This window comes from Synechococcus sp. H55.11 (genome assembly GCF_047462475.1).
Classification (GTDB): Bacteria; Cyanobacteriota; Cyanobacteriia; order Thermostichales; family Thermostichaceae; genus Thermostichus.
Window position 1 is genome coordinate 1 of sequence record NZ_JANSJI010000149.1, and the last position, 22671, is coordinate 22671.

Below are 22671 nucleotides of genomic sequence, written 5' to 3' on the forward strand. Positions count from 1 at the left end.
GGGCCTAGGGCGTCGCAGGCGCATGGGAAAGGGCTCCGGGATCCAAGACTTTTGATCTTTCTTAACGGGTGTTAGCTCAGCACCCAGCGCTGGAGAGCAATGCCAAGGAGCAGACCGAGGCCGCCAAAACGCAGCACCTGCCAAAAGGTGGTGGGAACGGGGTTAAACACTTCCAACAGGTAGGCTTGCAGGCGTTGTTCCAATTGGCTAACTTCCGCCTGAATTTCAGCCCAGTGTTCGGGGGAAAGCTGGGACAGGCGCTCCAGCTCGCGTAGGTCGACCAGCCGCGCTTGCAAGATCTCGAGCTTGGTTTGCAGAGCCTCAAGCGAATCCGGGGAATCGGGAGGAGCGGTCACGGCTGTGCCTCGGCTGGGGGGGCGGGGGAACGGGGTCGGGAAAATCCGGTTTGGATCTCGTTGAAGGGCTTGGCTTTGATCACCCCTGGGGGGACGGGATCCAGGTGGAAGAGGGCGCGAATGGCGTTTTCCACTTCCGTGATGGGGCGGTTGCCGATGGATTGATAAGCAATGTTGCCCTGGGAGTCAAAAAGAAGGGTTTGGGGAACGCGACCGCTGTAGTACTGGCCGCGCTCATCCCCGGGCAAGAGGGAATCGACAGAATAAGGGATGAAATAGACTCCCAGCCCATAGCGAACTTGCAGGTTGGCCAGGGTGGCAGCGTATTTTTTGCAATCGCTGCTGTCGTCGATGTAGTAGACGAGGAGGGCCGGGATCCCTTGTTCTTTGGCCTGCTTCAGGGAGACACGAGGGGGGATCATGCCGCCGTTGGAGCCGTAGAGGGCAAAGATGTTGCCGTCGTAGCGGTCGTCGTTGAGGAGGGCATTGGCAGGCGGAGACAACCAGCCCATGAACACGACGCACAAAGCCACCAGGAGAAGGCGCAGCCACAGCATGATTTGGAGAGGATTGTCGAGCAAAGAGGGGGCTCCCTCATTGTGCCATTTTGCTCTGGCGCCGCACTCCCCCTTCCAGTTTGCGGTGGGATCCCCTCATGGACGTTGGATAATGGTCTCGATCCGCCGTTGTTTTTTCACTGGATCTACGCCCACCAGCCGGATGTAGTCCTTGGGAAAACGGCTGAGGCACTGCTCGACAGCCTGACAGGCAGCGGCCCATTCTTTCAGGTGGGCAACTCCACACTCCTGCCAGGAATGAACCCGGTAGCGGCGCGGATCCGCGTGCTCCACCTGGATTTCGTATCCTTGCGCCAGGATCTGGCGAATATGGGCCTGCACTTTTGGGTTGAGCGGAACGGGGGGAGGATCGACCGAGTGAGCAGCCCCAGGAGGGGATGGCGGGGAAGCGGGAGGCGGCTCCTGGGAGGCGGAGCGCTTGAGGCCAAGGTATTCTTCGGAGAGGCGACGGGCTTCTACTTGTTGTTGCTCGGCTTTGAGCTGGTGGCCGGCCTGGATCAACTGCTCCAGAGAAAATCGCGGCGGCGGAAAGTGGGGGGCGCCTTCTTTGCTTTTGAGCAGGCGAAAGGCTATGCCCTCTAGGCCCACTTGTTGGATCAATTGCCATACCTGCTCGTCGTAAAGTTGGGCGCGCAGGGCGCCGAAAAAGTCGATGGCCTGTTCAGGAAAAGTGTCCACCAGGCGCTCGACTTCCTCCAGCGACAGCCCGTCAGCCTGAAAAATGCCGTGAACGATGTGAATGCGGTCGGTGCGGCTGGGCTCCCAATAGAACTTGCGCATGCGCCCATCGCGGATGAGGGGGGCATAGAGGGTGGAAAAGTCATTGCCGGTGGCGATGATGGGCACGCGTGGCAGAGGCTTGGGATCGTAGCTGCCGGGAAGCTGCACGTTGGTGGGGTTGTCGGCGATGTTCATCAAGGTGGCGCTGACCAGTTGGGTGTTGACGGTGTACTGGGTCATGGTGTTCAGACGGCCAGCACCGGCATCCAGGTCGTTGATCATCAGCACGGCCATCTGGCCAAATTTGCGGATGTGCTCGGCAGCTTCACGGTAGCGCAGACGGATCATGCGAGCCGGATCCCCGGCGTCGGGACTTTCCAGCTCACCGCCGGAGATGTGAACGGCATAGACCTTCATGCGCTCGAAAATCAGGTTGCACTGAAAGGTCTTGCCCTCACCCTTACGCCCGTGGATGCCCAAGATGAGCGGAACCGGCACGTCCGGCAAAGGGAGATGATTCTTCGTCAGGTGCAGGGCGACGACCTTGAGGAAGGTGGGGGCAATGTAGTAGCTCATCCGCTCCGGGTTAGCTGGCTGTTTGCTATTTGAGGATACCTCTTCGGCAGAGGGCTACAGGCTCAAGCGGCAAAATGGATGCGCAGGTAGTCTTCTTCCATCTTGGCGCGGGCCGGGGTCATGGCTGCCAAGGTCTGGGGCAACACCAGGTTGCGGCGGTGGTTGCCGATGCGGATGTTCAGCTCATCCCCAGTTTTGCTCAGTTCCACCTGCTCTTTCGGGATCCCGGGCAAGTACAGATCCAGGCGGTACTGGCCGTTGTCGGTGACCACATGCATCGTTTGCTCGGTGTAGAACACTTCCGCCGGGTTGCGCTCTCCCCAAAGGTCTTTTTTCAGGCGGGCCAGGGCGTCCCACCCCACCAACTCCTCGGAGTACAGCGGGATCTCCACCACCGGTAGAGGAGCAAAGTTCTCGTGGATCTCCCGGCGATATTTTTGTTGGGCGGCCTTCCAGGCAGCAAAGTAGGGATCCACCACTCCATCCGGCAGAATGCGGTTGGCAATCACCAAATCGGTGGCGACGCCGTAAAGGCTGAGGTAGGCGTGGGCCCGCAGCGATTCTTTGATCACCATCTTTTCGGGGTTGGTGACCAGCCGCACCGAGGTGATGCGGTTGTTGGTGAGGATGCCCTCCAGCCGCTCGATCTTCTGGTAGAACTCGTAGGGGGCATCCAGTACCTGGTCATTGGGCAGGGGGATCCCGGTCAGTCCCTTCACAATTGGCTCGGCAATAGGACGCAGCATCTGCGCCAAGCCCTGCAGGGGCTTGTAGAACTTGCGCATGTACCAGCCGGAAACATCCGGCAAACTCAAAAGGCGCAGAGCCGTGCCCGTAGGGGCTGAGTCGATGATGAGCACATCGAACTTGCCCTCGTCGTAATGGCGATTGACCCGCACCAGGGCAAAGATCTCGTCCATCCCCGGCAAAATGGCCAGCTCCTGCGCCTGCACCCCATCCAGCCCACGCGCCTGCAACACCTGGGTAATGTAGGTTTTGACGGATCCCCAATTCAGCTCCAGCTCGTTGAGGGCATCCAGCTCCGCGCCCCAAAGGTTGGGTTTGACCTCCACCGGCTCATGGCCCAAGGGCTGATCGAAGCTATCGGCCAACGAGTGGGCCGGATCGGTGCTCAGCACCAAAGTTTTCAGGCCGATCTCGGCACAACGCCAGCCGGTCGCCGCTGCCATCGAGGTTTTGCCGACCCCACCCTTGCCGGTCATGAGGATGATGCGTTGCATGAGAGCGCCATTTACATTCTTTTACAGGATAGCTCTAGCCTAGCCGATTTGCTCTGCTCTTTGAGAGGTAGCCGAGGAGCTGGGGTGCAGCCAGCAGGTAAACTATTGATTTGATTGCCGATCGTGTCGGCGGGACGGAGTCCTTGAAATCAAGCCTGTTGCAGGCATGTGGGAGGTACGTGATGATCTGTCGCTGGCGGAGTGTGTTGCTGGTTGCCATCCTGACATTGGGGCTGTGGCTGGGATCGCTTCCTGTACAGGCGGCTGCAGGCTTGCCCCGAGAGCTGCAACAACTGGAGCAACAGGTGGAGCGGCTGCAAAGCCTGGTGGAGGCGGAGGACTGGTTGGAGATCCGCTCCTACATCCACGGACCGATGGGCCTGACCCGCAAGACCTTGACCGGCCTGGCGGCCACCTTGCCGGATCGGCAAAAGCGGGAAGTGCTGCGCCTGGCCAAGGAGATGGGCCGTAGCCTGGAACAACTGGACTTTGCCGCCAAAGCCTATGACCAACCGGAGGTGGAAGCAGCCCAGGCCAAGGTGAAAAAGACGTTGCAAGAGTTGGAGGCCGTGTTTTCCTAGGCTGTGTTGAGCTGACCGTCATTTCAAACGGCAATGAAACGGTTCGTTACGTTCATCCCCAGCTCCCCTCTCCCTGAGGGAGAGGGGCTGGGGGTGAGGGATGTCTCTCAGGGAGAGGGGCTGGGGGTGAGGGATCCAGAAGACGCTGGCGCAGCGAAACATCCCAAAAAGTTAGAAAAAATGGGGATCCCTGAGCGGGGATCCCCGATTTGGTTGATCGATCTGTATCTGGGCCAAGCTAGGGCTGCCGTCGGAAGCTCTTCACCTCCAAGACCGGCCCCACCTGAGCCACCGTCACCATGTCTTCTTTGAGCTGTCCCTGGATGGTGACTTCCAACCCCTCTTGTAAGAGCTCTTTGGGGGCGCGGAAGAGGGCATAGTGCTGGCCGGAAGGCAGGGTCAGCACCCACACCCCTCCTTCGATATCCAGGAACTGGATGGTACCGCTGTATTCTTCCATCACCGCCTCAGCGCTAGACCGGTGCTGTTGGACTGGGACTCCAGGATGGCTTGTGCTCCCAAATAGGCCAGGCCCAGGCAGAGCAGGCCATTGAAGAGCAAAAAGGAGCGACCCAGCCAAGCAGAGGATCCAAGCCATACTACCCCCTCATAGAACAGAGATCCGGACAAGAGCAGATGGGAGGCCATGCCGATAGAGAGGCCGATCACCGCCCAGCGCCAGCGCCGATGGCCCAGGAGCAGCACCAGCAACAGGCCCGGGATCAAGACGCTGGCAAACAAGGGGTTCAAAGCGTTGGTTTGGGCCAAGGCGGTGCCCAGCTCCGGCAGGGAGCTCCCCGCCAATTGGAAGGGCCAGCGAGGGGCACCCACAATGGCCAAGCCCTGCAGTGGGAAGAGGCCGGCGCTGCCCAAGAGGATCCCGGCCAGCAAAGGCACTGTTGCCCGCATCGGCTTGGGAGCCAGCCACCAGCGGATCAGCACCAGGATGATGTAGCCGCCTATCACCATCAGCAGCTTGGGCACCAGGGCAATCGGGCCGCCATCAAACCAGAAGCGCGGGTTGAGGTAGCCGTTGTTGTTCAGGTATTGCAGGAAGTCCTTCAGCCACAGCACCAGGGGGTTCTCCTCTTGCTGACCGGTGGCTCGGGCCAGCGCCTTGGCAGCATCCAGACGACCGGCCCCGTAGAAGTTCTGTTTGTCGCCGGGCACCGGGGTGGCCGACATCTTCAGCACCTCTTCCACCTTGTCCGGGTCTTTGATGCCCTGGGCTTGGATCAGCGCCGCCACGCCGGCCACGTGGGGAGTGGCCATGCTGGTGCCTTGGAAGTAGGCAAAGACCGGCTCGTTGGGGTTGCGGCGGTTGATGGTCTGCTGCAGAATGCCGTACTCAGGGTGATCGGGGGTTTTGGCGCCGCCCGGGGCAGAGATGTCCACCCCCACCCCATAGTTAGAGTAAGGGGCTTTGCTGCCATCGGGGCCGGTGGCCGAGACAGCGATCACATGCGGGTAGCGGGCCGGGTAGCTCACCTGGTCGGAGTTTTCGTTGCCGGCGGCTGCGATCACCGTCACCCCTTTGCTGTGGGCATAGGCTACGGCCTCTTCCATCAGTCGGGCCGAAGCGCGGCTACCCAGGCTGAGGTTGATGATCGTGGCCCCGTGGTCGGCAGCATAGCGGATCCCTTCCACCACATCCGACAGGGAGCCGAAGCCGTTGGCATCCAACACCCGCACCGGCATAATCTTGGCCTTGAAGGCGATGCCGGCTACACCCAAGAAATTGTTGGTGGATTGGGCGATGGTTCCCGCCACATGGGTGCCGTGGCCGTTGAGGTCTTCCGGGTCCTCATCATCGTCCACGAAGTCATAGCCCTGCACAAATTGAGTTTGGGCCAGGTCGGGAACTCGCGTCACCCCAGTATCCACCACGGCTACCGTCACCCCTTCCCCCTGAGAGATGTCCCAGGCTTCCGGCATGCGGATGGCCCTGAGATTCCACTGCTGGGGATAGAGGCGGTCGTTGGGCACAAAGGCCGCCTGGAATTGATAGTTGGGGTGAGCGTACTCGATCAAAGCTTCGTTGGTGAGCCGCTTGACCAGCCGCCGCGTGGATCCCAGATGGTCGGCATCCACGTCAAATAGGTAGATCGCTTCTTGGCGGGCAAAAGCGCTGTCGCTGCTGGGGCGGAGCGTCAAATTATACTCTTTGGCGATAGCGGCAATCTGGCTGGGGGTGGCCGTATTAACAAAGTTGACCACGATGCTGTCGTAGGGGGTGGATCCCTTGCCGCAAGCCGTCAACAGCAGTGCCATCAGTCCGGCGCAGCAAAGGCCCAACCAGCGTCTGAATTTCATAATTCACGCCCTCGGGATCCAAACCAAAATGGTTGCAACCAGTATGCCTTCTGGATCGACGATTGACGAGATGCGATCCGGGATTGGGGCAAAATTGCCAAAAGGTGCAACCTTCGCCGCGCAAGAAGGGATCCCAGCCCTGCCGAGAAAGTGCTATGACAAGATGAGCGAAGAAGAAGGGGGAAGTCAGGGTCGTATGGATAGAGTTTTGCAGCTCCTGATCCAGGGTTGGTACTATTCCATCCCCCTGCTGACGTTCTCGGTCTTCTCGGTGGCCTGTTGCATCGAGCGGGCCTTGTTCTGGTGGAAGGTCACCCACCGGCAGGAGGAGGTGGTGCGGCAAGCCCTCAGCCAGTACCGCCGCAACCCACGCGCTGCCCAGTATCTGCTGGAACAAAATGCCGACCTGCCCATTGCTCGCATCTTTTTGGCCGGCCTGGAGCTGAACGAAGCCAGCCCCGAAGATTTTAAGTTGGCCCTGGAAACAGCCCTGGCGGCAGAGGTGCCCCTGCTGAAGCGCTTCAACACGGTCTTCGACACTGTCATTACCGTTGCCCCCTTCCTGGGACTGCTGGGCACGGTTACCGGCATCATCCAGATCCTCAGCTCCATCCAACTGGGAGATATCGGCGGCACCGACACACAGGGGGTGGGTCAGGGGATTGCCGAAGCCCTCTACTCGACCGCCTTTGGGCTGATCGTGGCCATTCCCACCTTGCTGATCTCCAATGTCTTCCGCTCTCTCTACCTGCGGCAACTTTCCAAGATCCAGGAGTACGGCGGCGAGCTGGAGTTGCTGCATCGGCAGCGGCAAGAGATGCAAGCCCAGCAACTTTCCCAGTACCCCTACACGCAGTCCAGACCCGGTGGCAGCTCCACCCTTCCGCCCTACTCTTCGCTTGAGCCCTCTTAAGCCATGCGCATCCCCGAAGAAAACTTCCGCTCCGGCGAGATTAATATTGTGCCCTTGATCGATGTCATCTTTTCGATCTTGGTGTTTTTTGTCATCGCCAGCTTGGTGCTCACCCGCTCGGAAGCGCTGGATGTCAACCTGCCGGACGCAACCACGGCCCAAGTTCGTCTACAGCCGGATGTAACGGTGAGCATCACGGCAGAAGGCCAGATCGCCGTCAACCAGGAGAAGATCGCCGATATCTCCGCTCTGATCCCGACGGTGGAACGCATCCTGGCCGAGAAGCCGGCTGAAGGGCGCCGCCTGGTGGTGATCAACGCCGATTTGGCCCTCTCCCACGGCAAGGTGGTAGAGGTGATGGATACCCTGCAGCGGCTGCCCAACGTCAGCCTGGCCATTGCCGCCCGCCGCCCCGCCAATAACCGTTGACACCTTCCCTCTCTCTGGGGTCACCCTGCCCCCAGCAGTTGGATCAGCAGCGCCTTTTGCACGTGGAGGCGATTTTCTGCTTGATCCCACACACGGGACTGGGATCCCTCTAAGACCTCGGCAGTAATCTCCTCTTCCCGGTGGGCAGGCAAGCAGTGCAGCACGATAGCCTCGGGATCCGCCTGTTTTATCAGCGCGGCGTTGACCTGGTAGGGCAGGAAGTGGGCTTTGCGGGCCTCGGCCTGATCCTCTTGGCCCATGCTGGCCCACACGTCGGTATAGACCACCTGAGCTCCTGCGACTGCTGCGTAGGGATCCCGTAAGACCAGCACCTGCGATCCCTGGGCCAGGGCTTGTGCTTCTGCCACCACCGCCCCATCCGGCTCGTAACCGGGGGGTGTGGCGACGCGGATGTGGATCCCGCTCATGGCACAGCCCAGCAGCAGGGAATGGGCAACGTTATTGCCGTCGCCGCAATAGGCCAAGGTCAGGCCCGCCAGTTGGCCGAAGTTCTCCTGGATGGTGAGCAGATCGGCCAACACCTGACAGGGGTGAAACTGATCCGTGAGGGCGTTGATCACCGGGATCTCGGCATACTCGGCAAAGATCTCCAGCTCTCGCTGGTCGTAGGTGCGAATGGCAATGACATCCAGGTAGCGGGAGAGGACGCGGGCCGTATCCGGCAGGGGTTCGCCGCGGCTCACCTGCAGCGCCGTCGGTACCAGATCCAGGGTGCTGCCCCCACACTGGGCCATGGCAGCAGTAAAACTGACGCGGGTGCGGGTGGAAGCCTTTTGAAACAACAGCCCCAGCACCCGACCCCGCAGATCCGCCCGATAGGGATCCCGCTTCAGTTCCGCCGCTTGAGCCAGCAGGGCCGATAGCTCTGCCGATGTCAGGTCGCTGAGCCGGAGCAGATCCCGCCCGGCTAAGTTCACAGATCCCACGGTCTTCGACTCGGCCATAGTGCCGCGCGCCACCTCCACGAACAACCCAGCATTGCCAACCCCGCGTTGGTCTTTGAGCCTCAGCTCGACCACGGCCTCAGGATCCGGCTACCGCGAAGAGGAACGAATGGCCTCTTGGGCCTGTTGCCGACGGGCCGAGATCTGAGCCTGGAGGGCCTGGATGGCGGCAGCATACTGGGGGTCGGCCGAGGTGGCCACCAACTCCCGGTTCTGGCCCAGCCGCTTCAGATCTTCTTCAGACAACTCCACCAAAATATCGGGGGTGATGCCCTTGTGATCGATGTCGGTGCCGTTGGGGGTGCGATAACGGGCGATGGTCACCGCCAGGCCCGACCCATCCGACAGGGGATGCACCGACTGCACCAGGCCCTTGCCGAAGGTTTGCGTGCCGATGATCACGGCGCGACGGTTATCTTGCAAAGCCCCCGACAGGATCTCGCTGGCGCTGGCGGATCCCCCATCCACCAAAACGGCCAAAGGCTTGTCGGTGAGGGCGGTGTTGTTGGCCGTGAGGCGATCCTGCTCCCCTTGCCGGTTCACCGTCGAGACAATGCTGCCTCGGTCGATCCACATGCGGGCGATCTCGGCGCTGGAGTAGAGCAGCCCCCCTGGGTTGGCCCGCAGATCGAGAACGTAGGCGGCCACCCCTCGTTTCTCCAGCTCGCGAATGGCTTGGCGCATCTTCTCGGCAGCGTTGCCGGAAAACTGGGTGATGCGGATGTAGCCGATGGGCAGGCCGCTTTCCTCGTGAACCTCGTAGCGCACGGTGGCCAGCTCGATTCTCTCCCGCACCAGGTCGAACACCTTCAGCCCTTCTCCCTCGCGGCGGATGGTCAGCCGCACCCGCGTACCCGGCTCGCCCCGAATGAGGTTGACCGCGGCGTTGGTGTCCATGCCTTCGGTGGACTTGTCGTCGATGCGCACGATCACGTCTTTGGATTTGATCCCGGCCCGGTCGGCGGGGGACCCTTCGATGGGGGAGATCACCACCAGCTCGTTCGTCTCTTGATCCATGCCCAGCGTGATCCCCACCCCGGTCAGCTCGCCGGATGTATCAATTTGCATGCTGGCGAACTGATCGGGATCCAAAAAGCGGGTGTAGGGATCGTTCAGTTTCTTCAGGGCTTCGCGAATGGCCGCATAGGCATCTTCTCGGGTGGCATATTCTCGGCTGAGCAGATCCCGCCGCACCGCCTCCCAATCGACGGAGTTAAAGGAAGGATCGACGTACTCGCGATTGACGATCTGCCAAACTTCGTCCACCACTTCTTTGGGATCCCGGCGAAACCCTGCCCAACCCGGACTGGATAGCTGCACGCCAACCAGCGACACGGCTGTGACTACCGCAGCCGTTGCACTCACCACAAACCCACGCTTTCTCATTGGCTCTCCTGGAAGACAAGGTGCTAAAAGTCGAGGTTGACGAGGTGGATCGCTAACCGTCCGGGAACGGAAGTGCAAGCAAAAGCTTTCTCTCGTCCGCCCTCATCCCAGAAGCATCGGAGATGAAGGAGGAGTACCCCGCCGCAGCCGGTGGGATCCAAAGTTTGGTAGGCTGCAAATGGCACAGCCCGAATGTGCCTAACCTAGCATAGGGATCCCCACAAGGGCGCTCCTGGGATCCCATTCATCACACATCCCAACCCAATTGCCGCTCTTTGTTCTGGATGGGCGCTTGTGCCGCCTTCTTGACCCTATGTCCCTCTCCACCGACTGCCCTAACTCGCTTGCGGCCGCTTTCGATCGGCCTTTGCTGTCCCAAGTGCAGTTGGCCCGCGCTGCCGCCCAGCGCACAGCCACCTTGCCCACTGCTATTAAAAATGCTGCTCTGGAGGCCATGGCCACCGCCCTGCTGGAACACCAAGAGGCCATCTTGACGGCCAACCAGGCGGATTTGGAGCAGGCAGCAGAGAGGGTCGAGGCCGGGGAGTTGTCGGCAGCCGCCTATGCCCGCCTGAAGCTGGATCCCCACAAGTTGGCGGACATGGTGGCCGGAGTGCGGCAGGTGATCCGGCTAGGGGATCCGGTGGGCCGAGCTTTGCTGATCCGAGAGCTGGACGAGGGGCTGGTACTGGAGCGGCGCACCTATCCTTTGGGAGTGCTGGGGGTGATCTTCGAGTCGCGGCCCGATGCTCTGGTGCAAATTGCCGCCCTGGCGGTGAAAACGGGCAATAGCGTCTTGCTCAAAGGGGGATCCGAAGCCCTGCTCTCCTGTCAGGCGTTGATGGCGGCCATCCAAGCGGGGCTGCAGCAGATCCCGGACTTTCCCCAGGGATCTTTGCAGCTGCTCACCAGCCGTGAGGAGATCAAAGCCCTGCTGCAACTGGAGGGGCTGGTGGATCTAATTATCCCCCGCGGCTCCAGCAGCTTTGTCCGCTACATCATGGAAAATACCCGCATCCCGGTGCTGGGCCACGCCGATGGCCTGTGTCACCTGTACGTGGATCGGGCTGCCGATGTGGAGATGGCGGTGAGGCTGACGCTGGACAGCAAAACCCAGTACCCCGCCGCCTGCAACGCCATCGAGACCCTGCTGGTGCACGCGGACATTGCCCCCCAGTTTTTGCCCCCGGCGGTCCAGGCGCTGCGCGAGCAAGGGGTGGAGTTGCGCGGGGATCCCCGCTGCCGCGAGCTGGTGCCGGATCTGATCCCGGCCACTGAGGCCGACTGGAGCACCGAGTACGCCGATTTGATCCTCTCGATCAAGATGGTCGGCTCCCTTGACGAGGCCATTGCCCACATCCAGCAGTACGGATCCCGCCATACCGAGGCCATCGTGACCGAAGATGCCGCCGCCGCCCGTCGATTTCTGGATGAAGTGGATGCGGCAGGAGTCTTTCACAATGCTTCCACCCGCTTTGCCGACGGCTTCCGCTACGGCTTTGGGGCAGAAGTGGGGATCAGCACCCAAAAACTGCCGCCGCGCGGCCCGGTGGGTTTGGAGGGCTTGGTGACCTACCGCTACCAACTGCGAGGGCAAGGACATCTTGTAGCCGACTATACAGGCCCGCAGGCCCGGCCTTTTCAACATCGAGATCGTCTGAACAACACCGGTTTGGCCTAGGGGACACGGCCTGCCCCGGAAAGGTTATGAGGCAAGCGTTCATAAAAACCGTTCTCCTCGTCTTGGCGGCTCCAGGTTGGGGTAGATTAAAGAATAGCTCTGTGATTTGCAAAGGTTGTGCTTCGTGTCGCGCTGTGGTGTGACAATTAACGATTGGGTTCTGGACTCCAACTGTGCCGACTTGAGCGCCTTTGACCCAGCACCTTGCTTTTTGGTCGCCTTTTGTTATTTCGATTAGGAGCTTCACTGAATCATGTCTGTGCGTCTGTATGTCGGAAATCTGCCGGAAGAGGTGGATCGTCAGGCGTTGGAGAAGCTCTTTCGCTCTGCCGGCGAGGTGATTTCCACCAAGGTGATTCGGGATCGCAAGACCGGCAAGTGTCGCGGCTTCGGATTTGTAACGGTGAACACCGAGGAGCAGGCGCAGCAGTACATCGAAAAGTTCAATGGCCACAGCTTTGGGGATGTTAACTTGCGCATTGAGATCGCCCAGCCGCGCGACCGAGGGGAAGAGGCCCCATCCAAAGCGGCAGCTCCTGAGCCCTCAGCCAAAGAGTCTGGCAAGGAGTCTAAAGATTCCAGAGCATCCAGAGATTCTGAGGCCAAAGGCTCTAAAGATCCATCAGCAGGAAACTCTGCTCCCAGCAAAAAGCAACGCCAGCGCGGCAACAAAGGCGGGCGCGCCACTGTCGCTGCCGCCAGCGAGGCAGCCTCTGAGCCGGATCCCCGCTGGGCCAGCCAGTTGCAGCGGATCAAGGAGCAGCTTCTGCAGGCCACCAATTCCTGATCCCCCCGAAGGAGTGATAGACACCGTTGGGATCCGACGGTAGGCTGTGTGGAGTTCTGGGCATGTCTGAGAGGGGGGTTAGGATGAATAGGCTGGTGAGGGTTTTTCGCGCTTGGGCTCAGGCCGGACTTTTGCTTGGGCTAATGGTTCTGCTGGGAGTGGGAAGTGGAGCTGCGGTTTTCCTGCCGGCGGCGGCGGCCCCGGCAGATTTGGAAGAGCAGGTGCTCCAGATCATTCGCAAGAACCCCCAGGTGATCCTAGAGGCTGTCCAGGAATACCAGCAGCGACAGTACCAAGAGCAGCAGCAGCAGCAGCAGCAGTTGGCGGAAGAATTTGGCCGTCAGTTGCGGGAGAACCCGCGTGCCGTCATCGGAGACTCTCCCCAACTGGGATCCGAGGCTTTGCGGTTGGTGTTGGTGGAGTTTTCCGATTTTCAATGTCCCTTCTGCGCCCGCGCCCACGATACCCTCAAACAGTTCATGGCCGAGCACGGGAACGAGGTGACCTTGGTGTACAAGCACCTGCCCTTGACCAGCATCCACCCGGAGGCGATGGCGGCGGCTCGCGCGGCTTGGGCTGCCCAGCGCCAGGGTAAGTTCTGGGAATTTCACGACGAGCTGTTCGCCAACCAATCCCAGCTTGGAGATGCGTTTTATGTGGCCACTGCCGAGAAGTTGGGCCTGAACGTGGAGAAGTTCAACCGGGATCGGCGCAGCCGGGCGGCAGAGCGAGCCATTCAGCGGGATATGGATCTGGCCTCTCAACTGGGCATTGGCGGCACGCCCTATTTCATCTTGAACGGCATTGCCTTCTCGGGGGCGCAGCCGCTGGAGGTGTTTGAGCAGACGCTGCAACAGGCCAAACAAGCTCTTTAGCCCGTTCAGGGTCTTAGGTCCTGATGTCGAGTCCCTATCGTTGCCCGGAGTGCGGGGATGAGTTCCTGTTTCGACCGGATCCCTGCCCCACCTGTGCCAGCCGACAACGCCAGAAGCAGCGGGCCGCTCGCGCCAAGGAAAAGCGGGGCAGCTACGACCTGACGGGCCAAGTTGCTGCTGCCGAGTTCTGGCAACTGTTGCGCTGGTACCCCTGTTGCCCCTGCTGTGGCAGGCCATGGTCACAGTTGGGATCCGCTCCTGTCCAGGATCACATCATCCCCCTCAGCCGCGGGGGGCCCAACACGGCTGCCAACTTGCAGCCCCTCTGCCCGGCCTGCAACGGCTGGAAGGCAGACTTTCTCATCTATTTCGACAGGGCTGTGCCGGGTCAGGTGCGACCCTTGCCCCAGCACCTTTGGCCCAGCTTTCGGCGTTGGCTCCGCCTCACCGGGGCCAATCGGGGGGTGGAGGATGTCCACAGCATCTTGTCCAGCCCCTGCGAAAGGCAACTGGACTGGTTGGATCCCAGCTTAGATCTTGGCGGCGGGGATCGCCCCCACGTGGTGCAACAGTTGGCCTATCCCCTGGCCAGCCCGGCCCAATTGCAGGCGGAAACCCTGCGCCTCACCCTAGTGGCGATCTCACTCGCAGAAGGATCCCTGGCGATTCCAACAAGCGGTGCAAAGGGCAGCGAGGCCCAATGGGGCTATTCTCAACAGCAGCGAGACGGTTCCTGACCTCCCCTCTCCCTCAGGGAGAGGAGCTGAAGCTGGCTGCTGCTACTCCACGGGCAGGATGCGGGCGTCAAACCCCGCCTCGGCCAGGGCGCGCCGCGCCTGTTCGGCATTGGCCCGCTGCCGGTAAGTGCCCACCTGAATCACAGAGCCGCGCACAAAAGCGTCAGGGGCAAACTGCTGCAGCTTGGGCAGCGCCTCTGCGCCGGCGGATACCACCACCCAAAATCCGCCTGTGCCTTCTTCGCGCAGGGATGCGGGAGAGGGGGTGGGATCCTGAACCAGAAGCGGTCGAGAGCGGCGCAGATCGGCGGGGAAGATCCCGGCTTCGTAGCCTCGGTCGGCCAGGTACCGCACCTGTTCGGCGGCAGCAGCCGGATCGGCAAACCCGCCCGTGCGCACCACCCGCAGGTCGTCGTAGATCAAAGGCAGGGATCCCTCTAGCAGTTGTTTGAGTGCAGGCCATTTCTCACCGCTGGGATCCGCCACCAACACCCAGTAGCGCTCCCCCTGAGGTGGATTGGAGTCAGGATCCCCTACAGCTTCCTCCCCTGCCAGCGACACCGCCACTGCCGGCAAGCCCTGGGCGGTCAGCCAGCGGGCCTGATCCTGCGCCAGCGACAGGCGGGAGAAGGTGCCCGTCTGCAAAGCCGCCTGGCCGCGGTACTGCACCACAGCAGCTCCTGGAAAAAAGCGGCGCACCCGCTCTTCCAGCCGGGGATCCCTGCTGGGGTTGGGCACATAGGTGGCAAAGGGCCGCTGGGGATCGGAGGGGGGAGCCGTTGGCGCCGGCGGGGCAGGGTTTTCAGAGCTGGGGGAGGGGCGGTCGGGCGCTGTTTGGGCGGGAAAAGCGGGCGAAAGGGGCGGATCCGTATCTTGACGGCTCACCACCCGCACCGGCAAGCCCAACCGTTCCAATTCAGCCTGGCGGCGTTGGGCGTGGTTGCGGTTGATGAACGTCCCCGCTAAAATGAACACCTGCCCGTCCCCTTGCACCAAATAGGCATCCGGCACCTGGCCGCGCACCTGGGCTAGAGCGGCTGCCTCGTTGGCCAGCACATGTACCTGGTAGCGGGTCAAGGCCAAAGCAGCAGGCAGGGCGAGGACAAAAGCCGCCAGGGATCCGGCCAAGAGGGCCGCTGTCATCCCCAGCCGTGGAGCAGGGAGCCCCTGCCACCCTGGAGCAGCCCTTTGGTTTATAAGCCATCTGCGGCACTGAAACAGCCCGGCGTTCACGGGATAAGCACAGACTTAGCGCATTTTTGGGTGCATCTCTAGTATAGACAGGTCGGCAGAACTCCACCCCTGGCGGGAATGGTTTGCGGCCCAGGGGTTTTCAGAAGCGGCGGCGCCGGCGGCGCCGAGCAGTCAGGGTGCGGGATCCCCCCAGGGCAAAGCGGATGATCTCCGTCTTGTACTGCTGCGAGCCCTCTGTGTAGTGGGCAAGCTGAATAGCGGATCCCTGGCCGGAGGGAAGAGCTGGCAAGGGCTGATCCGGGGTTTCGGCTTCGAGGGCGATGAAAAATCTTAGACGCAGCAGCACCTCCAGTTTAGACAGGCGCTCGGTCTGTTCGGGCACGAGGCGGCCGAGAGAGATTTGGAGGCGCGGCCTGCGGCGCCGGGATCCAGGGCGGCTCCAAAGCTGCCGGGCCAACGTCCACAGAGAGGCTTGCTCAGGAGACTTGACCAATAGCTTCCAGCCTGTCAGCGGGTTGAGGCCATAGGTAAGCAGCAGAGAATACATCGGCGGCAGGAAAGAGCAGAGGAGCGTTTTGAGTTAATGTCAAAAGGATAGCCCATAGGCCAACTGTAGCACTGCTACCTGCTACCTGAAGACCGATTGCAATGGCCGGGATCCCTGCCCAACGCTGGCTGTTTCATTCTGCAGACACACTGGCTGCCCAGAACTTGGCCGAGGCAGTGGGGGTCTCCTCTGTGTTGGCTCAGATCTTGCTCAATCGCGGCCTCTCTAGCCCTGCTGCTGTGCAGCGGTATTTGCAGCCGGATCCCGCCCACCTGCCCCCGCCCAGCCAGGATTTTGCCGATTTGCCGCTGGCGGTGGAACTGCTGGATGGGGCGATTTGCCGACAAGAGCCCATTGCCATCTGCGGCGACTACGATGCCGACGGCATGACCAGCACGGCTCTGCTGCTGCGGGCGTTGCGGGGCACGCCAGTGGTTTACCGCATTCCCAGCCGCATGACCGAGGGCTATGGCCTCAACAGCCGCATGGTGCAAGAGCTGCACCGCGAGGGGGTGCGCCTCATCCTCACGGTGGACAACGGCATCTCTGCCCACGAGCCCATCCAACTGGCCAAAGCCCTAGGTTTGACGGTGATCGTGACGGATCACCACGATTTGCCGCCCCAGTTGCCCCCTGCCGACGCCATCCTCAATCCCAAACAGCTCCCGCTCTCTTCTCCCTATCGAGGGATGGCCGGGGTGGGGGTGGCCTACCTCCTGGCCCAGGCGCTGGCGGAGCGGCGCGGTGACGGCCATTTGGAGCGGGTGGCGCTGGAACTGTTTACCGTGGGCACCATTGCCGATTTGGCGCCGCTGACAGGGATCAACCGCCTTTGGGTGCGGCAGGGGCTGAACCTCTTGCCCACTTCCCAGGTGGCCGGGATCCGCGCCCTGTTGCAGGTGATGGGGGTGCAGGGATCCCCAGAGGAGCTGCGGCCTGAGTGGATTGGGTTTGGCCTGGGGCCGCGCATCAACGCCGTTGGGCGGATTGGCCAGGCGAGAATGGGGATCCAGTTGCTGACCACCGACGACCCGCAGCAGGCGGAGAAACTGGCCCGCCGCTGCGAACGCCTCAACCAGGTGCGGCAGCAGATGTGCAGCCGCATCGAGGCCGAGGCCCTGGAGCAAATTGCCCGGCAAGGTCGGGATCTGCGGCAGGAACGGGTGTTGACGATTTTGGGATCCCCGCAGCAGAAATGGCACAAAGGGGTGATCGGCATCGTGGCCTCGCGCTTGGCAGAGCGTTTGGGCTGTCCGGTGTTCATCGGCAGCCAGTCGCGGCAAGGGGAGGTCAGCGGCTCGGCGCGGCAGGGGATCCCGGAGTTCGACGTGTTTCAGGCGTTGGAGTTTTGCCAAGATCTGTTCAGCAAACACGGCGGCCACCCGGCGGCAGGGGGATTTAGCCTGAGGGCGGAAAACTGGCCTCTTTTTGAAGAGCGGCTGCGGCAGTTTGCCCAACAGCAGTTGCAGCCGGAGCAGATCCAGCCGCTGGTACAGATCGACGTGGAGGTGGCACTGGCGGATCTCACCCTTGACCTCTATCGAGAGCTTCAGCATCTGCAGCCCTGTGGCATCGGCAACCCTGAGCCGGTCTTCTGCAGCCGCAACCTGCAGGTGCTGCAACAGCAGCGCTTTGGCGCAAGGGCCGTTAGTGGGGATACCCCCAGCCACCTGAAGCTGCTGGTTCAGGATCCCGACACTTCTGCCTTTGGCAACCGAGCAGAACCCTCACTAGCCTCAACCGCCAAAGCCCGCAGCCGTCCCCTGTGGGCCATTCGCTGGCGAGGGGCTGAGAATTATCCCCTGCCCGACCGAGTTGACCTCGCCTACACTCTGAAGGCCAAAACGTGGCAGGGAGAAACCCAACTGGAGCTGGAAATTGTCGGGATCCGACCTGCCCAAGAGGCTGCTGCCCGCACCCCCCCCTTTCCTCTGGACGCTGCTCCTTCCATGTCCCACTCCCAGAGCGAGACCGAGTCCTCACCCCTGTTGATCTGGCGACCCACCCCCCAGCCCACCCAGCCTTTGCGTTGGCAAGCTGTAGACCGGTTTTCTGTCCTCTTGCCCCGGGCGCGGGGAACCATCCTGTTCTACGGCTTCCGCCGCCCTTCGCTTGTCCTGTCTTCTGGGCGGCACTTGACTCTCCACTACGACCGCCCCCAAACCGGCCACCGCTACGATCAACTCTGGTTGTGGAGTTGGCCTCCTTCTGTGGATCACCTCAAGTGGCTGCTCTGGGGTACTCCCAGCAGTGAGCTGCTGATCGCCGTCCATCGGCAAGCGGTGCCCCTACCCTCCGCCACCGGCTTGCAACGCCAGCTCCGCCAATACCTGCAAACCCACAGCCAGGTGGATCTGCTGCGCTTGGCCCAGCAATGGTGGCTGTCTCCGGCGGTATTGGTGGCAGGCTTGCGCTCCCTGGGGTATGCCTGTTCGGATTTTGGCCCCACAGGATCCCTGGACGAAGAACTGGAGGCCCAGCAAGCTTGGTACCGCAGCTCCTGGCAGCAAGTGGCCGCCCGGCTGCTGCAGATTCCTTTTGCGCCAGCGGTGTAGGGCAGCATGGGAATTAAGCTACTGCTGGGCTCCGACTACCACGGCAGCGACCGGCTGATCCGGCAGGCCCTGGCCCATCTGCCACAGGTGGATGCTTACATCAACTGCGGCGATTTCTGTTCCAAGGCCGGCAAGCCCTCCCGTAAAGCCACCCAGGGCTTTCATCCGGCAGCGCAAGCCGAGGTAGCCCAGTTGCAATCTTTTCTGGCGGCGGTGGAGAGTTTGGGCAAGCCCTGGCTCTTCCTGCCCGGCAACCACGATCCGGCGGCTGCGGTTTTGGATTCGCTGGCTGGCAGTTGGGGGCGGGCCATCACCCAGTCCTGCTGCTTTGAGTGGCTGGGGTTACAGGTTTTGGCTGTGCCCTGGACTCCCCCCTGTGGTTGGAGCTGGTCTCTCACCTCCGGCCATTTGCAGGAGCTGCTCCACCTCTACCGTCAACCCCCCCGGCCCATTGACCTGCTGCTGACCCATGCTCCGCCGCAAGGTCTTTTGGATGAAGGCGGAAAATGGTATCACCATTGCACGCCCACTTTGCGCCCCTTATTGGAACAGGTGCAGCCGCGCTACTACATCTGCGGACACATGCATTGGGATGGGGGCAAGGTAGAGCGGTGGGGATCCACCCTGGTGATCAACGCGGCTCTGCACAACATGGTTCTCGAGATTGATTAGGCAGGGATCCCTTGGATTTGCGCTAGGATCCCTTTCATGCCCCGTTCTTTGATCTTGGCCAGCAGCAGCCCTGGCAAATGGCGCGAGTTCAACGCCTTTTTCCAAGTCCATGCCCCCGCTTGGGAGCTGCTCCGTCTGCCTGCAGCAATTGAGGTGGAAGAGACCGGTACCACCTTTGCCGAGAATGCCCTTCTCAAAGCCAAGGCCGTGGCCAAAGCTCTGAGAGAGTGGGCCATTGCCGACGATTCCGGCCTGGCGGTGGCAGCCCTTGGCGGCGCCCCCGGGATCCACTCGGCTCGCTATGCTAACAGCGATGCCGCCCGCATCCAGCGGCTGCTGCAGGAGATGGAAGGGATCCCAAATCGCCGAGCCACCTTTCACTGCGCCATCGCCCTGGTGGATCCCCAGGGCCAGGTGCAGGCGTTGGTGGAAGGCCTTTGCCACGGGGAAATCTTGACCCAGCCGCGGGGAAAGGGGGGGTTCGGCTACGACCCGCTGTTTTGGGTGCCGGAGGTGGAGCTAACCTTTGCCGAGATGAGCCCGGCGCAAAAAGAAGCCATCGGCCACCGCGGCCAGGCCCTACGCGCCCTCAAGGAGCAGTTGCTCGCCTTGGAGGGCAGTCTGGGCTAGCCTAGACTCACCAAAGGCTTGGGAGCTGCTAGGATACACTAGTCCAATTCTTGAGGGTTTGGGACAGGGAAAACCCTCTTGCGTTGGCAGCCGAAAGGGAGTACTTGAGGCAACATGAGCTTCTCCGAGTTTGAGGATCGCGATCCCACCGCCGCGACAGAGCAGGCTGCTGGCCGTGGTTCTCCAGATTCTACTTCCAGTCCAAACTCCAGCGGAGCAGCGGGCGGCCGTCGTTCTCCGCCCCCTTTGCCGGAAGAGGGCTCAACTGTTGCGGGCGCAGAAGATTGGCTGGATGAGGAGAATGGGCGGGATAGCCACAGGGCTTCGCGACCTTCTGGCCGCAGCCGAGACAACGAAAAGGGTGAGCAGAGAAGAGCGGGTGAGCGTTCTGGACAGGCCCTAGTTCCCCGCCGTTCTGTCTCCGGCAGCCGGAACGGATCCGCCCGCTCTTCTGCCTATGCGGGCTCCTACCGGTCTGCAACTTACGGCTACACCGCCGGCTACGGCGGCAGTGGAGGATATGGAGGTGGAGGACGCAGCAGCAGCTCCTCAGGGGGAGTCTCCTCCTCGGATCTGACAATCCTGCTGGTGGTGGCCTTGCTGGCTTTCTTCGGCGGGTTTGCCATCCGCAACATCTTTGCCGAGTCGGGCGGCTTCGACGATGAGCGTCCCATCCGCGCGGCCAACGTGCCGGCGGCCTTCCGGGATTTTTGCTTTGCCTACAATGGCACGGCTTCCTTTACCGTGGTGCAACTGACCAGCGTTTCCGCCCTCACCATGGCTTCGGTGCCCATTTACAAGATGGACACCTGCACCATCCCCGTCAGCCAAACCGCCAACGCCCTGCAGGCCTTGGGCATCCGCGGGCGGGCAGACACCTTAGGCCCACAATTGGGGGGATCCAACCTCACCCTCATCCAGCTCCCTCTCGCCAGCGGCTTGGCCCGCGCCATCTACAACCAGTTTCCCAGCTTGGCCAGTCAGGGTAACGAGGCCCAGGTTTTGTCCCAACTGGAAACCACCATCAACAACACCCTGCGCTCCAACATCGAAGGGCTGGCCTTGCAAGGCCTGGAGCCCACCAACATCCCCGATGTGTACGTGATGGTGCCGGGGCACTCCTTCAATTTGCAGCCTCAACTCAACCTGCGCTAGCCATGCCCCTCAAACAATCCTTTGACACACTCTCCTGGGCGAGGACGTGTTCATCACCTTAGAAGGTGGAGAAGGAGCGGGCAAAACCACTCAGCAGTCCCTTTTGGCCGAGCAGCTTCAACAAGAGGGCTATGCTTGCCTGTGTACCCGCGAGCCAGGGGGCACAGCACTGGGAAAGGTGCTGCGGGAGCTGCTGTTGCACGGGGATCCCATGACGCCGCTGGCCGAGCTGCTCCTGTACGCGGCGGATCGGGCTGAACACGTGAGCAAGGTCATCGCGCCGGCCCTGGCGGCGGGACAAGTGGTGATCTGTGATCGCTACACCGATTCCACCCTGGCCTACCAGGGCTACGGTCGGGGGCTGGATTTGGGGCAGATCCGCCAGCTCAACCACTTGGCCACCGGCGGGCTGCAGCCGCATCTCACCCTGTGGCTGGATCTTGCTCCCGAAGTGGGGCTAGCGCGCTCCCATCTTGGCGACAAACTGGAACAGGAGCACCTGGAGTTCCACCGCCGCGTCTACCAAGGGTTCCAAGCCCTGGCCGCTGCAGAACCGCAGCGGACTGTCCGCATCGATGCCGAGGGATCCCCTGCCGAGGTAGCGGCACGGATTTGGTCGGTGGTGAAGCCCCGCCTACCCCGGCGCGACAACAGTGCAAGTTAGTATCTCTCCCCTCTCGCCCCCTTAAGGTTAAGATTAGGTTAAAAAGCAAAGCCGCTCTACCTCTTCCTAGGTTAGGTTGGCTGGGCGGCTCCGCGGGCGAGAGTTTTGTCTTTTCGATTGCTTCGCTGGGCTTTTGGAAAGGGAGACCTGTCTATAGATGCGATGTTGCTGGGTACCGAGCAAAAGGGTGAACAGAACCAGATCATGCTTTCCCCTTTGTCCTCGTCCTCTCTGGCGCTCCAAGCCCACCAACTGTTGAGCCAGCAATGGCAGCGACTGCAAAAACACGTGCGGCGAGTTCTGGCCCAGCATCCAGAGGCAGTAGAATCCTTGCATCAAATCCGGGTGATCCTGCGCCGTATTGGCACCTGGGTGGAGGTGTTTCAGGGATCTGTCCGGCTGCCCAAACCTCTTAAGCCCAAACGCCTGCAAAAGTTGGCCAGGGCTTTGGGCAAACAGCGGGATCTGGACGTGCTGCTGGAAATCCTGCAGGAGCCGTGCTGGGAAGGGATCCCGGCGGCCCAGCAAGCGGAGCTGGAGAAGCTAAGGCAAGATCTGCGGCAACGTCGAGCCCAAGCTGAGAAGCGCTCCCGTCGCATCCTCGAAGATTCCGACTTTCTGGAGTTTCAAGCCGCCTGCGAGCAGTGGCTGGCTCACCCGCGCTACAAGCCTCAGGCAGAGCTGCCTTTGCTGGAAAGCTTGCCCCATTTGCTGACCCCTCTGCTGGCCGAGTGGCTGCTGCAACCGGGTTGGCGGATCCCTGCTTTTCCCAGGACGGAGGCTCAAGCTGAGCAACTGCACGAGCTGCGCAAGGCTACCAAACGGCTGCGCTATCAGGTGGAGTTTTTTGCGCCCTTTTACGGGGAAGCCATGCAAGATTGGATAGCGACCCTGAAGCGCTTGCAAGACCAACTGGGCCGCTTTAACGACTTGCAAGTTTTGCAAGCCGAGCTGCCCGCAGACTCAGAACTGCAAACCCTTCTCCAAGAGCAACAAAAGCTAGCCCTCCAGGAGTGGCCCGGCTACCAACAGCGCTATCTGTCTACTGCTGAGCAGCGGCAGCTTTATTGCAATTGGTTTGTTTCCAATTTCTAGGGATCCCCCCGAAGGGGGAAC

General features: G+C 61.4%; 23 protein-coding genes. 13 read left to right on the forward strand and 10 right to left on the reverse strand.

Annotated elements, in window-relative coordinates; genetic code table 11:
* Window positions 1–71 precede the first annotated feature (71 nt).
* The 4 genes from NW853_RS06540 to NW853_RS06555 form a co-directional block, all read right to left on the reverse strand.
* A complete protein-coding gene (locus tag NW853_RS06540) occupies window positions 72–356 on the reverse strand; it encodes a hypothetical protein (RefSeq protein WP_414348461.1) in 285 nt (94 codons plus the stop codon).
* The gene (locus NW853_RS06545) at window positions 353–937 is read right to left on the reverse strand and encodes a thylakoid membrane photosystem I accumulation factor (protein ID WP_414335264.1); all 585 of its coding nucleotides are present in this window, start codon (window positions 935–937) and stop codon (window positions 353–355) included. The genes NW853_RS06540 and NW853_RS06545 overlap by 4 nt, the downstream gene beginning before the upstream one ends.
* A 72-nt stretch (window positions 938–1009) precedes the next feature.
* Window positions 1010–2230, reverse strand: a complete 1221-nt coding sequence (locus tag NW853_RS06550) for a ribulose bisphosphate carboxylase small subunit (protein ID WP_414335262.1) — start codon at window positions 2228–2230, stop codon at window positions 1010–1012.
* Window positions 2231–2292: 62 nt separating this feature from the next.
* Window positions 2293–3471 (reverse strand): TRC40/GET3/ArsA family transport-energizing ATPase, encoded by a 1179-nt coding sequence (locus NW853_RS06555; protein WP_414335260.1) that lies wholly within the window; start codon window positions 3469–3471, stop codon window positions 2293–2295.
* A 182-nt stretch (window positions 3472–3653) separates the two neighbouring features.
* On the opposite strand from NW853_RS06555, the gene psbQ reads away from it, so the two are divergent.
* The gene (gene psbQ / locus NW853_RS06560) at window positions 3654–4052 is read left to right on the forward strand and encodes a photosystem II protein PsbQ (protein WP_414335259.1); all 399 of its coding nucleotides are present in this window, start codon (window positions 3654–3656) and stop codon (window positions 4050–4052) included.
* Window positions 4053–4290: 238 nt separating this feature from the next.
* Here psbQ and NW853_RS06565 read toward each other — a convergent pair whose 3' ends face one another.
* On the reverse strand, window positions 4291–4512 hold the full coding sequence (locus NW853_RS06565; protein ID WP_414334777.1) for a hypothetical protein: 222 nt from the start codon (window positions 4510–4512) through the stop codon (window positions 4291–4293).
* Window positions 4512–6323 (reverse strand): S8 family serine peptidase, encoded by a 1812-nt coding sequence (locus NW853_RS06570; protein ID WP_414348464.1) that lies wholly within the window; start codon window positions 6321–6323, stop codon window positions 4512–4514. The genes NW853_RS06565 and NW853_RS06570 overlap by 1 nt, the downstream gene beginning before the upstream one ends.
* Window positions 6324–6585: 262 nt before the next feature.
* On the opposite strand from NW853_RS06570, the gene NW853_RS06575 reads away from it, so the two are divergent.
* Together NW853_RS06575 and NW853_RS06580 are read left to right on the forward strand one after the other, a co-directional pair.
* Window positions 6586–7278, forward strand: a complete 693-nt coding sequence (locus tag NW853_RS06575; RefSeq protein WP_414334779.1) for a MotA/TolQ/ExbB proton channel family protein — start codon at window positions 6586–6588, stop codon at window positions 7276–7278.
* 3 nt (window positions 7279–7281) lie between these two features.
* Window positions 7282–7707 carry an ExbD/TolR family protein gene (locus NW853_RS06580; RefSeq protein ID WP_414334775.1) on the forward strand — a complete coding sequence of 142 codons (426 nt, stop codon included), beginning with the start codon at window positions 7282–7284 and terminating at the stop codon, window positions 7705–7707.
* 20 nt (window positions 7708–7727) lie between these two features.
* Here the strand turns inward: NW853_RS06580 and argF are convergent, their stop codons facing one another.
* The gene (gene argF, locus NW853_RS06585) at window positions 7728–8645 is read right to left on the reverse strand and encodes an ornithine carbamoyltransferase (protein ID WP_414334778.1); all 918 of its coding nucleotides are present in this window, start codon (window positions 8643–8645) and stop codon (window positions 7728–7730) included.
* A 117-nt stretch (window positions 8646–8762) separates the two neighbouring features.
* A complete protein-coding gene (ctpC, locus tag NW853_RS06590; RefSeq protein WP_414334774.1) occupies window positions 8763–10058 on the reverse strand; it encodes a carboxyl-terminal processing protease CtpC in 1296 nt (431 codons plus the stop codon).
* Window positions 10059–10371: 313 nt separating this feature from the next.
* On the opposite strand from ctpC, the gene NW853_RS06595 reads away from it, so the two are divergent.
* The 4 genes from NW853_RS06595 to NW853_RS06610 all read left to right on the forward strand — a co-directional run bounded on the left by NW853_RS06595 (window position 10372) and on the right by NW853_RS06610 (window position 14138).
* On the forward strand, window positions 10372–11739 hold the full coding sequence (locus NW853_RS06595; RefSeq protein WP_414334773.1) for a glutamate-5-semialdehyde dehydrogenase: 1368 nt from the start codon (window positions 10372–10374) through the stop codon (window positions 11737–11739).
* 253 nt (window positions 11740–11992) lie between these two features.
* On the forward strand, window positions 11993–12526 hold the full coding sequence (locus NW853_RS06600) for an RNA recognition motif domain-containing protein (RefSeq protein ID WP_414334772.1): 534 nt from the start codon (window positions 11993–11995) through the stop codon (window positions 12524–12526).
* Window positions 12527–12609: 83 nt separating this feature from the next.
* The gene (locus NW853_RS06605) at window positions 12610–13401 is read left to right on the forward strand and encodes a DsbA family protein (protein ID WP_414348466.1); all 792 of its coding nucleotides are present in this window, start codon (window positions 12610–12612) and stop codon (window positions 13399–13401) included.
* Window positions 13402–13424: 23 nt separating this feature from the next.
* The gene (locus tag NW853_RS06610; RefSeq protein ID WP_414348469.1) at window positions 13425–14138 is read left to right on the forward strand and encodes an HNH endonuclease; all 714 of its coding nucleotides are present in this window, start codon (window positions 13425–13427) and stop codon (window positions 14136–14138) included.
* 42 nt (window positions 14139–14180) lie between these two features.
* On the opposite strand, the gene NW853_RS06615 is transcribed toward NW853_RS06610, so the two are convergent.
* The gene (locus NW853_RS06615) at window positions 14181–15281 is read right to left on the reverse strand and encodes an SPOR domain-containing protein (RefSeq protein ID WP_414348472.1); all 1101 of its coding nucleotides are present in this window, start codon (window positions 15279–15281) and stop codon (window positions 14181–14183) included.
* A gap of 190 nt (window positions 15282–15471) precedes the next feature.
* Window positions 15472–15879, reverse strand: a complete 408-nt coding sequence (locus NW853_RS06620; protein WP_414334768.1) for a hypothetical protein — start codon at window positions 15877–15879, stop codon at window positions 15472–15474.
* A gap of 101 nt (window positions 15880–15980) precedes the next feature.
* Here NW853_RS06620 and recJ point away from each other — a divergent pair, with 101 nt between their 5' ends.
* The 6 genes from recJ (at window position 15981) to NW853_RS06650 (ending at window position 22650) form a co-directional block, all read left to right on the forward strand.
* Complete coding sequence (gene recJ / locus NW853_RS06625) at window positions 15981–18434, forward strand: single-stranded-DNA-specific exonuclease RecJ (protein ID WP_414334767.1); 2454 nt, start codon at window positions 15981–15983, stop codon at window positions 18432–18434.
* Between the two features lie 6 nt (window positions 18435–18440).
* Complete coding sequence (locus NW853_RS06630) at window positions 18441–19106, forward strand: metallophosphoesterase family protein (protein ID WP_414334766.1); 666 nt, start codon at window positions 18441–18443, stop codon at window positions 19104–19106.
* A 36-nt stretch (window positions 19107–19142) separates the two neighbouring features.
* Window positions 19143–19736, forward strand: coding sequence for an RdgB/HAM1 family non-canonical purine NTP pyrophosphatase (gene rdgB / locus NW853_RS06635; RefSeq protein ID WP_414348475.1), 594 nt, complete (start codon window positions 19143–19145; stop codon window positions 19734–19736).
* A gap of 114 nt (window positions 19737–19850) precedes the next feature.
* Entirely contained in the window at window positions 19851–20891 is a 1041-nt protein-coding gene (locus NW853_RS06640) for a hypothetical protein (RefSeq protein ID WP_414334764.1), read from the forward strand.
* A 46-nt stretch (window positions 20892–20937) separates the two neighbouring features.
* Window positions 20938–21555, forward strand: coding sequence for a dTMP kinase (gene tmk, locus NW853_RS06645; protein WP_414334763.1), 618 nt, complete (start codon window positions 20938–20940; stop codon window positions 21553–21555).
* A gap of 162 nt (window positions 21556–21717) precedes the next feature.
* The gene (locus NW853_RS06650) at window positions 21718–22650 is read left to right on the forward strand and encodes a CHAD domain-containing protein (protein WP_414348478.1); all 933 of its coding nucleotides are present in this window, start codon (window positions 21718–21720) and stop codon (window positions 22648–22650) included.
* Window positions 22651–22671: the final 21 nt, after the last annotated feature.

Excerpts from the sequence above, each read along its gene's own strand:
- NW853_RS06550 (WP_414335262.1), bottom strand. The coding sequence starts at position 2,230 with ATGAGCTACTACATTGCCCCCACCTTCCTCAAGGTCGTCGCCCTGCAC.
- NW853_RS06555 (WP_414335260.1), bottom strand. The coding sequence starts at position 3,471 with ATGCAACGCATCATCCTCATGACCGGCAAGGGTGGGGTCGGCAAAACC.
- psbQ (WP_414335259.1), top strand. The coding sequence starts at position 3,654 with ATGATCTGTCGCTGGCGGAGTGTGTTGCTGGTTGCCATCCTGACATTG.
- NW853_RS06565 (WP_414334777.1), bottom strand. The coding sequence starts at position 4,512 with ATGGAAGAATACAGCGGTACCATCCAGTTCCTGGATATCGAAGGAGGG.
- NW853_RS06570 (WP_414348464.1), bottom strand. The coding sequence starts at position 6,323 with ATGGCACTGCTGTTGACGGCTTGCGGCAAGGGATCCACCCCCTACGAC.
- NW853_RS06580 (WP_414334775.1), top strand. The coding sequence starts at position 7,282 with ATGCGCATCCCCGAAGAAAACTTCCGCTCCGGCGAGATTAATATTGTG.
- ctpC (WP_414334774.1), bottom strand. The coding sequence starts at position 10,058 with ATGAGAAAGCGTGGGTTTGTGGTGAGTGCAACGGCTGCGGTAGTCACA.
- NW853_RS06595 (WP_414334773.1), top strand. The coding sequence starts at position 10,372 with ATGTCCCTCTCCACCGACTGCCCTAACTCGCTTGCGGCCGCTTTCGAT.
- NW853_RS06600 (WP_414334772.1), top strand. The coding sequence starts at position 11,993 with ATGTCTGTGCGTCTGTATGTCGGAAATCTGCCGGAAGAGGTGGATCGT.
- NW853_RS06605 (WP_414348466.1), top strand. The coding sequence starts at position 12,610 with ATGAATAGGCTGGTGAGGGTTTTTCGCGCTTGGGCTCAGGCCGGACTT.
- NW853_RS06610 (WP_414348469.1), top strand. The coding sequence starts at position 13,425 with ATGTCGAGTCCCTATCGTTGCCCGGAGTGCGGGGATGAGTTCCTGTTT.
- NW853_RS06615 (WP_414348472.1), bottom strand. The coding sequence starts at position 15,281 with ATGACAGCGGCCCTCTTGGCCGGATCCCTGGCGGCTTTTGTCCTCGCC.
- NW853_RS06620 (WP_414334768.1), bottom strand. The coding sequence starts at position 15,879 with ATGTATTCTCTGCTGCTTACCTATGGCCTCAACCCGCTGACAGGCTGG.
- recJ (WP_414334767.1), top strand. The coding sequence starts at position 15,981 with ATGGCCGGGATCCCTGCCCAACGCTGGCTGTTTCATTCTGCAGACACA.
- NW853_RS06630 (WP_414334766.1), top strand. The coding sequence starts at position 18,441 with ATGGGAATTAAGCTACTGCTGGGCTCCGACTACCACGGCAGCGACCGG.
- rdgB (WP_414348475.1), top strand. The coding sequence starts at position 19,143 with ATGCCCCGTTCTTTGATCTTGGCCAGCAGCAGCCCTGGCAAATGGCGC.
- NW853_RS06640 (WP_414334764.1), top strand. The coding sequence starts at position 19,851 with ATGAGCTTCTCCGAGTTTGAGGATCGCGATCCCACCGCCGCGACAGAG.
- NW853_RS06650 (WP_414348478.1), top strand. The coding sequence starts at position 21,718 with ATGTTGCTGGGTACCGAGCAAAAGGGTGAACAGAACCAGATCATGCTT.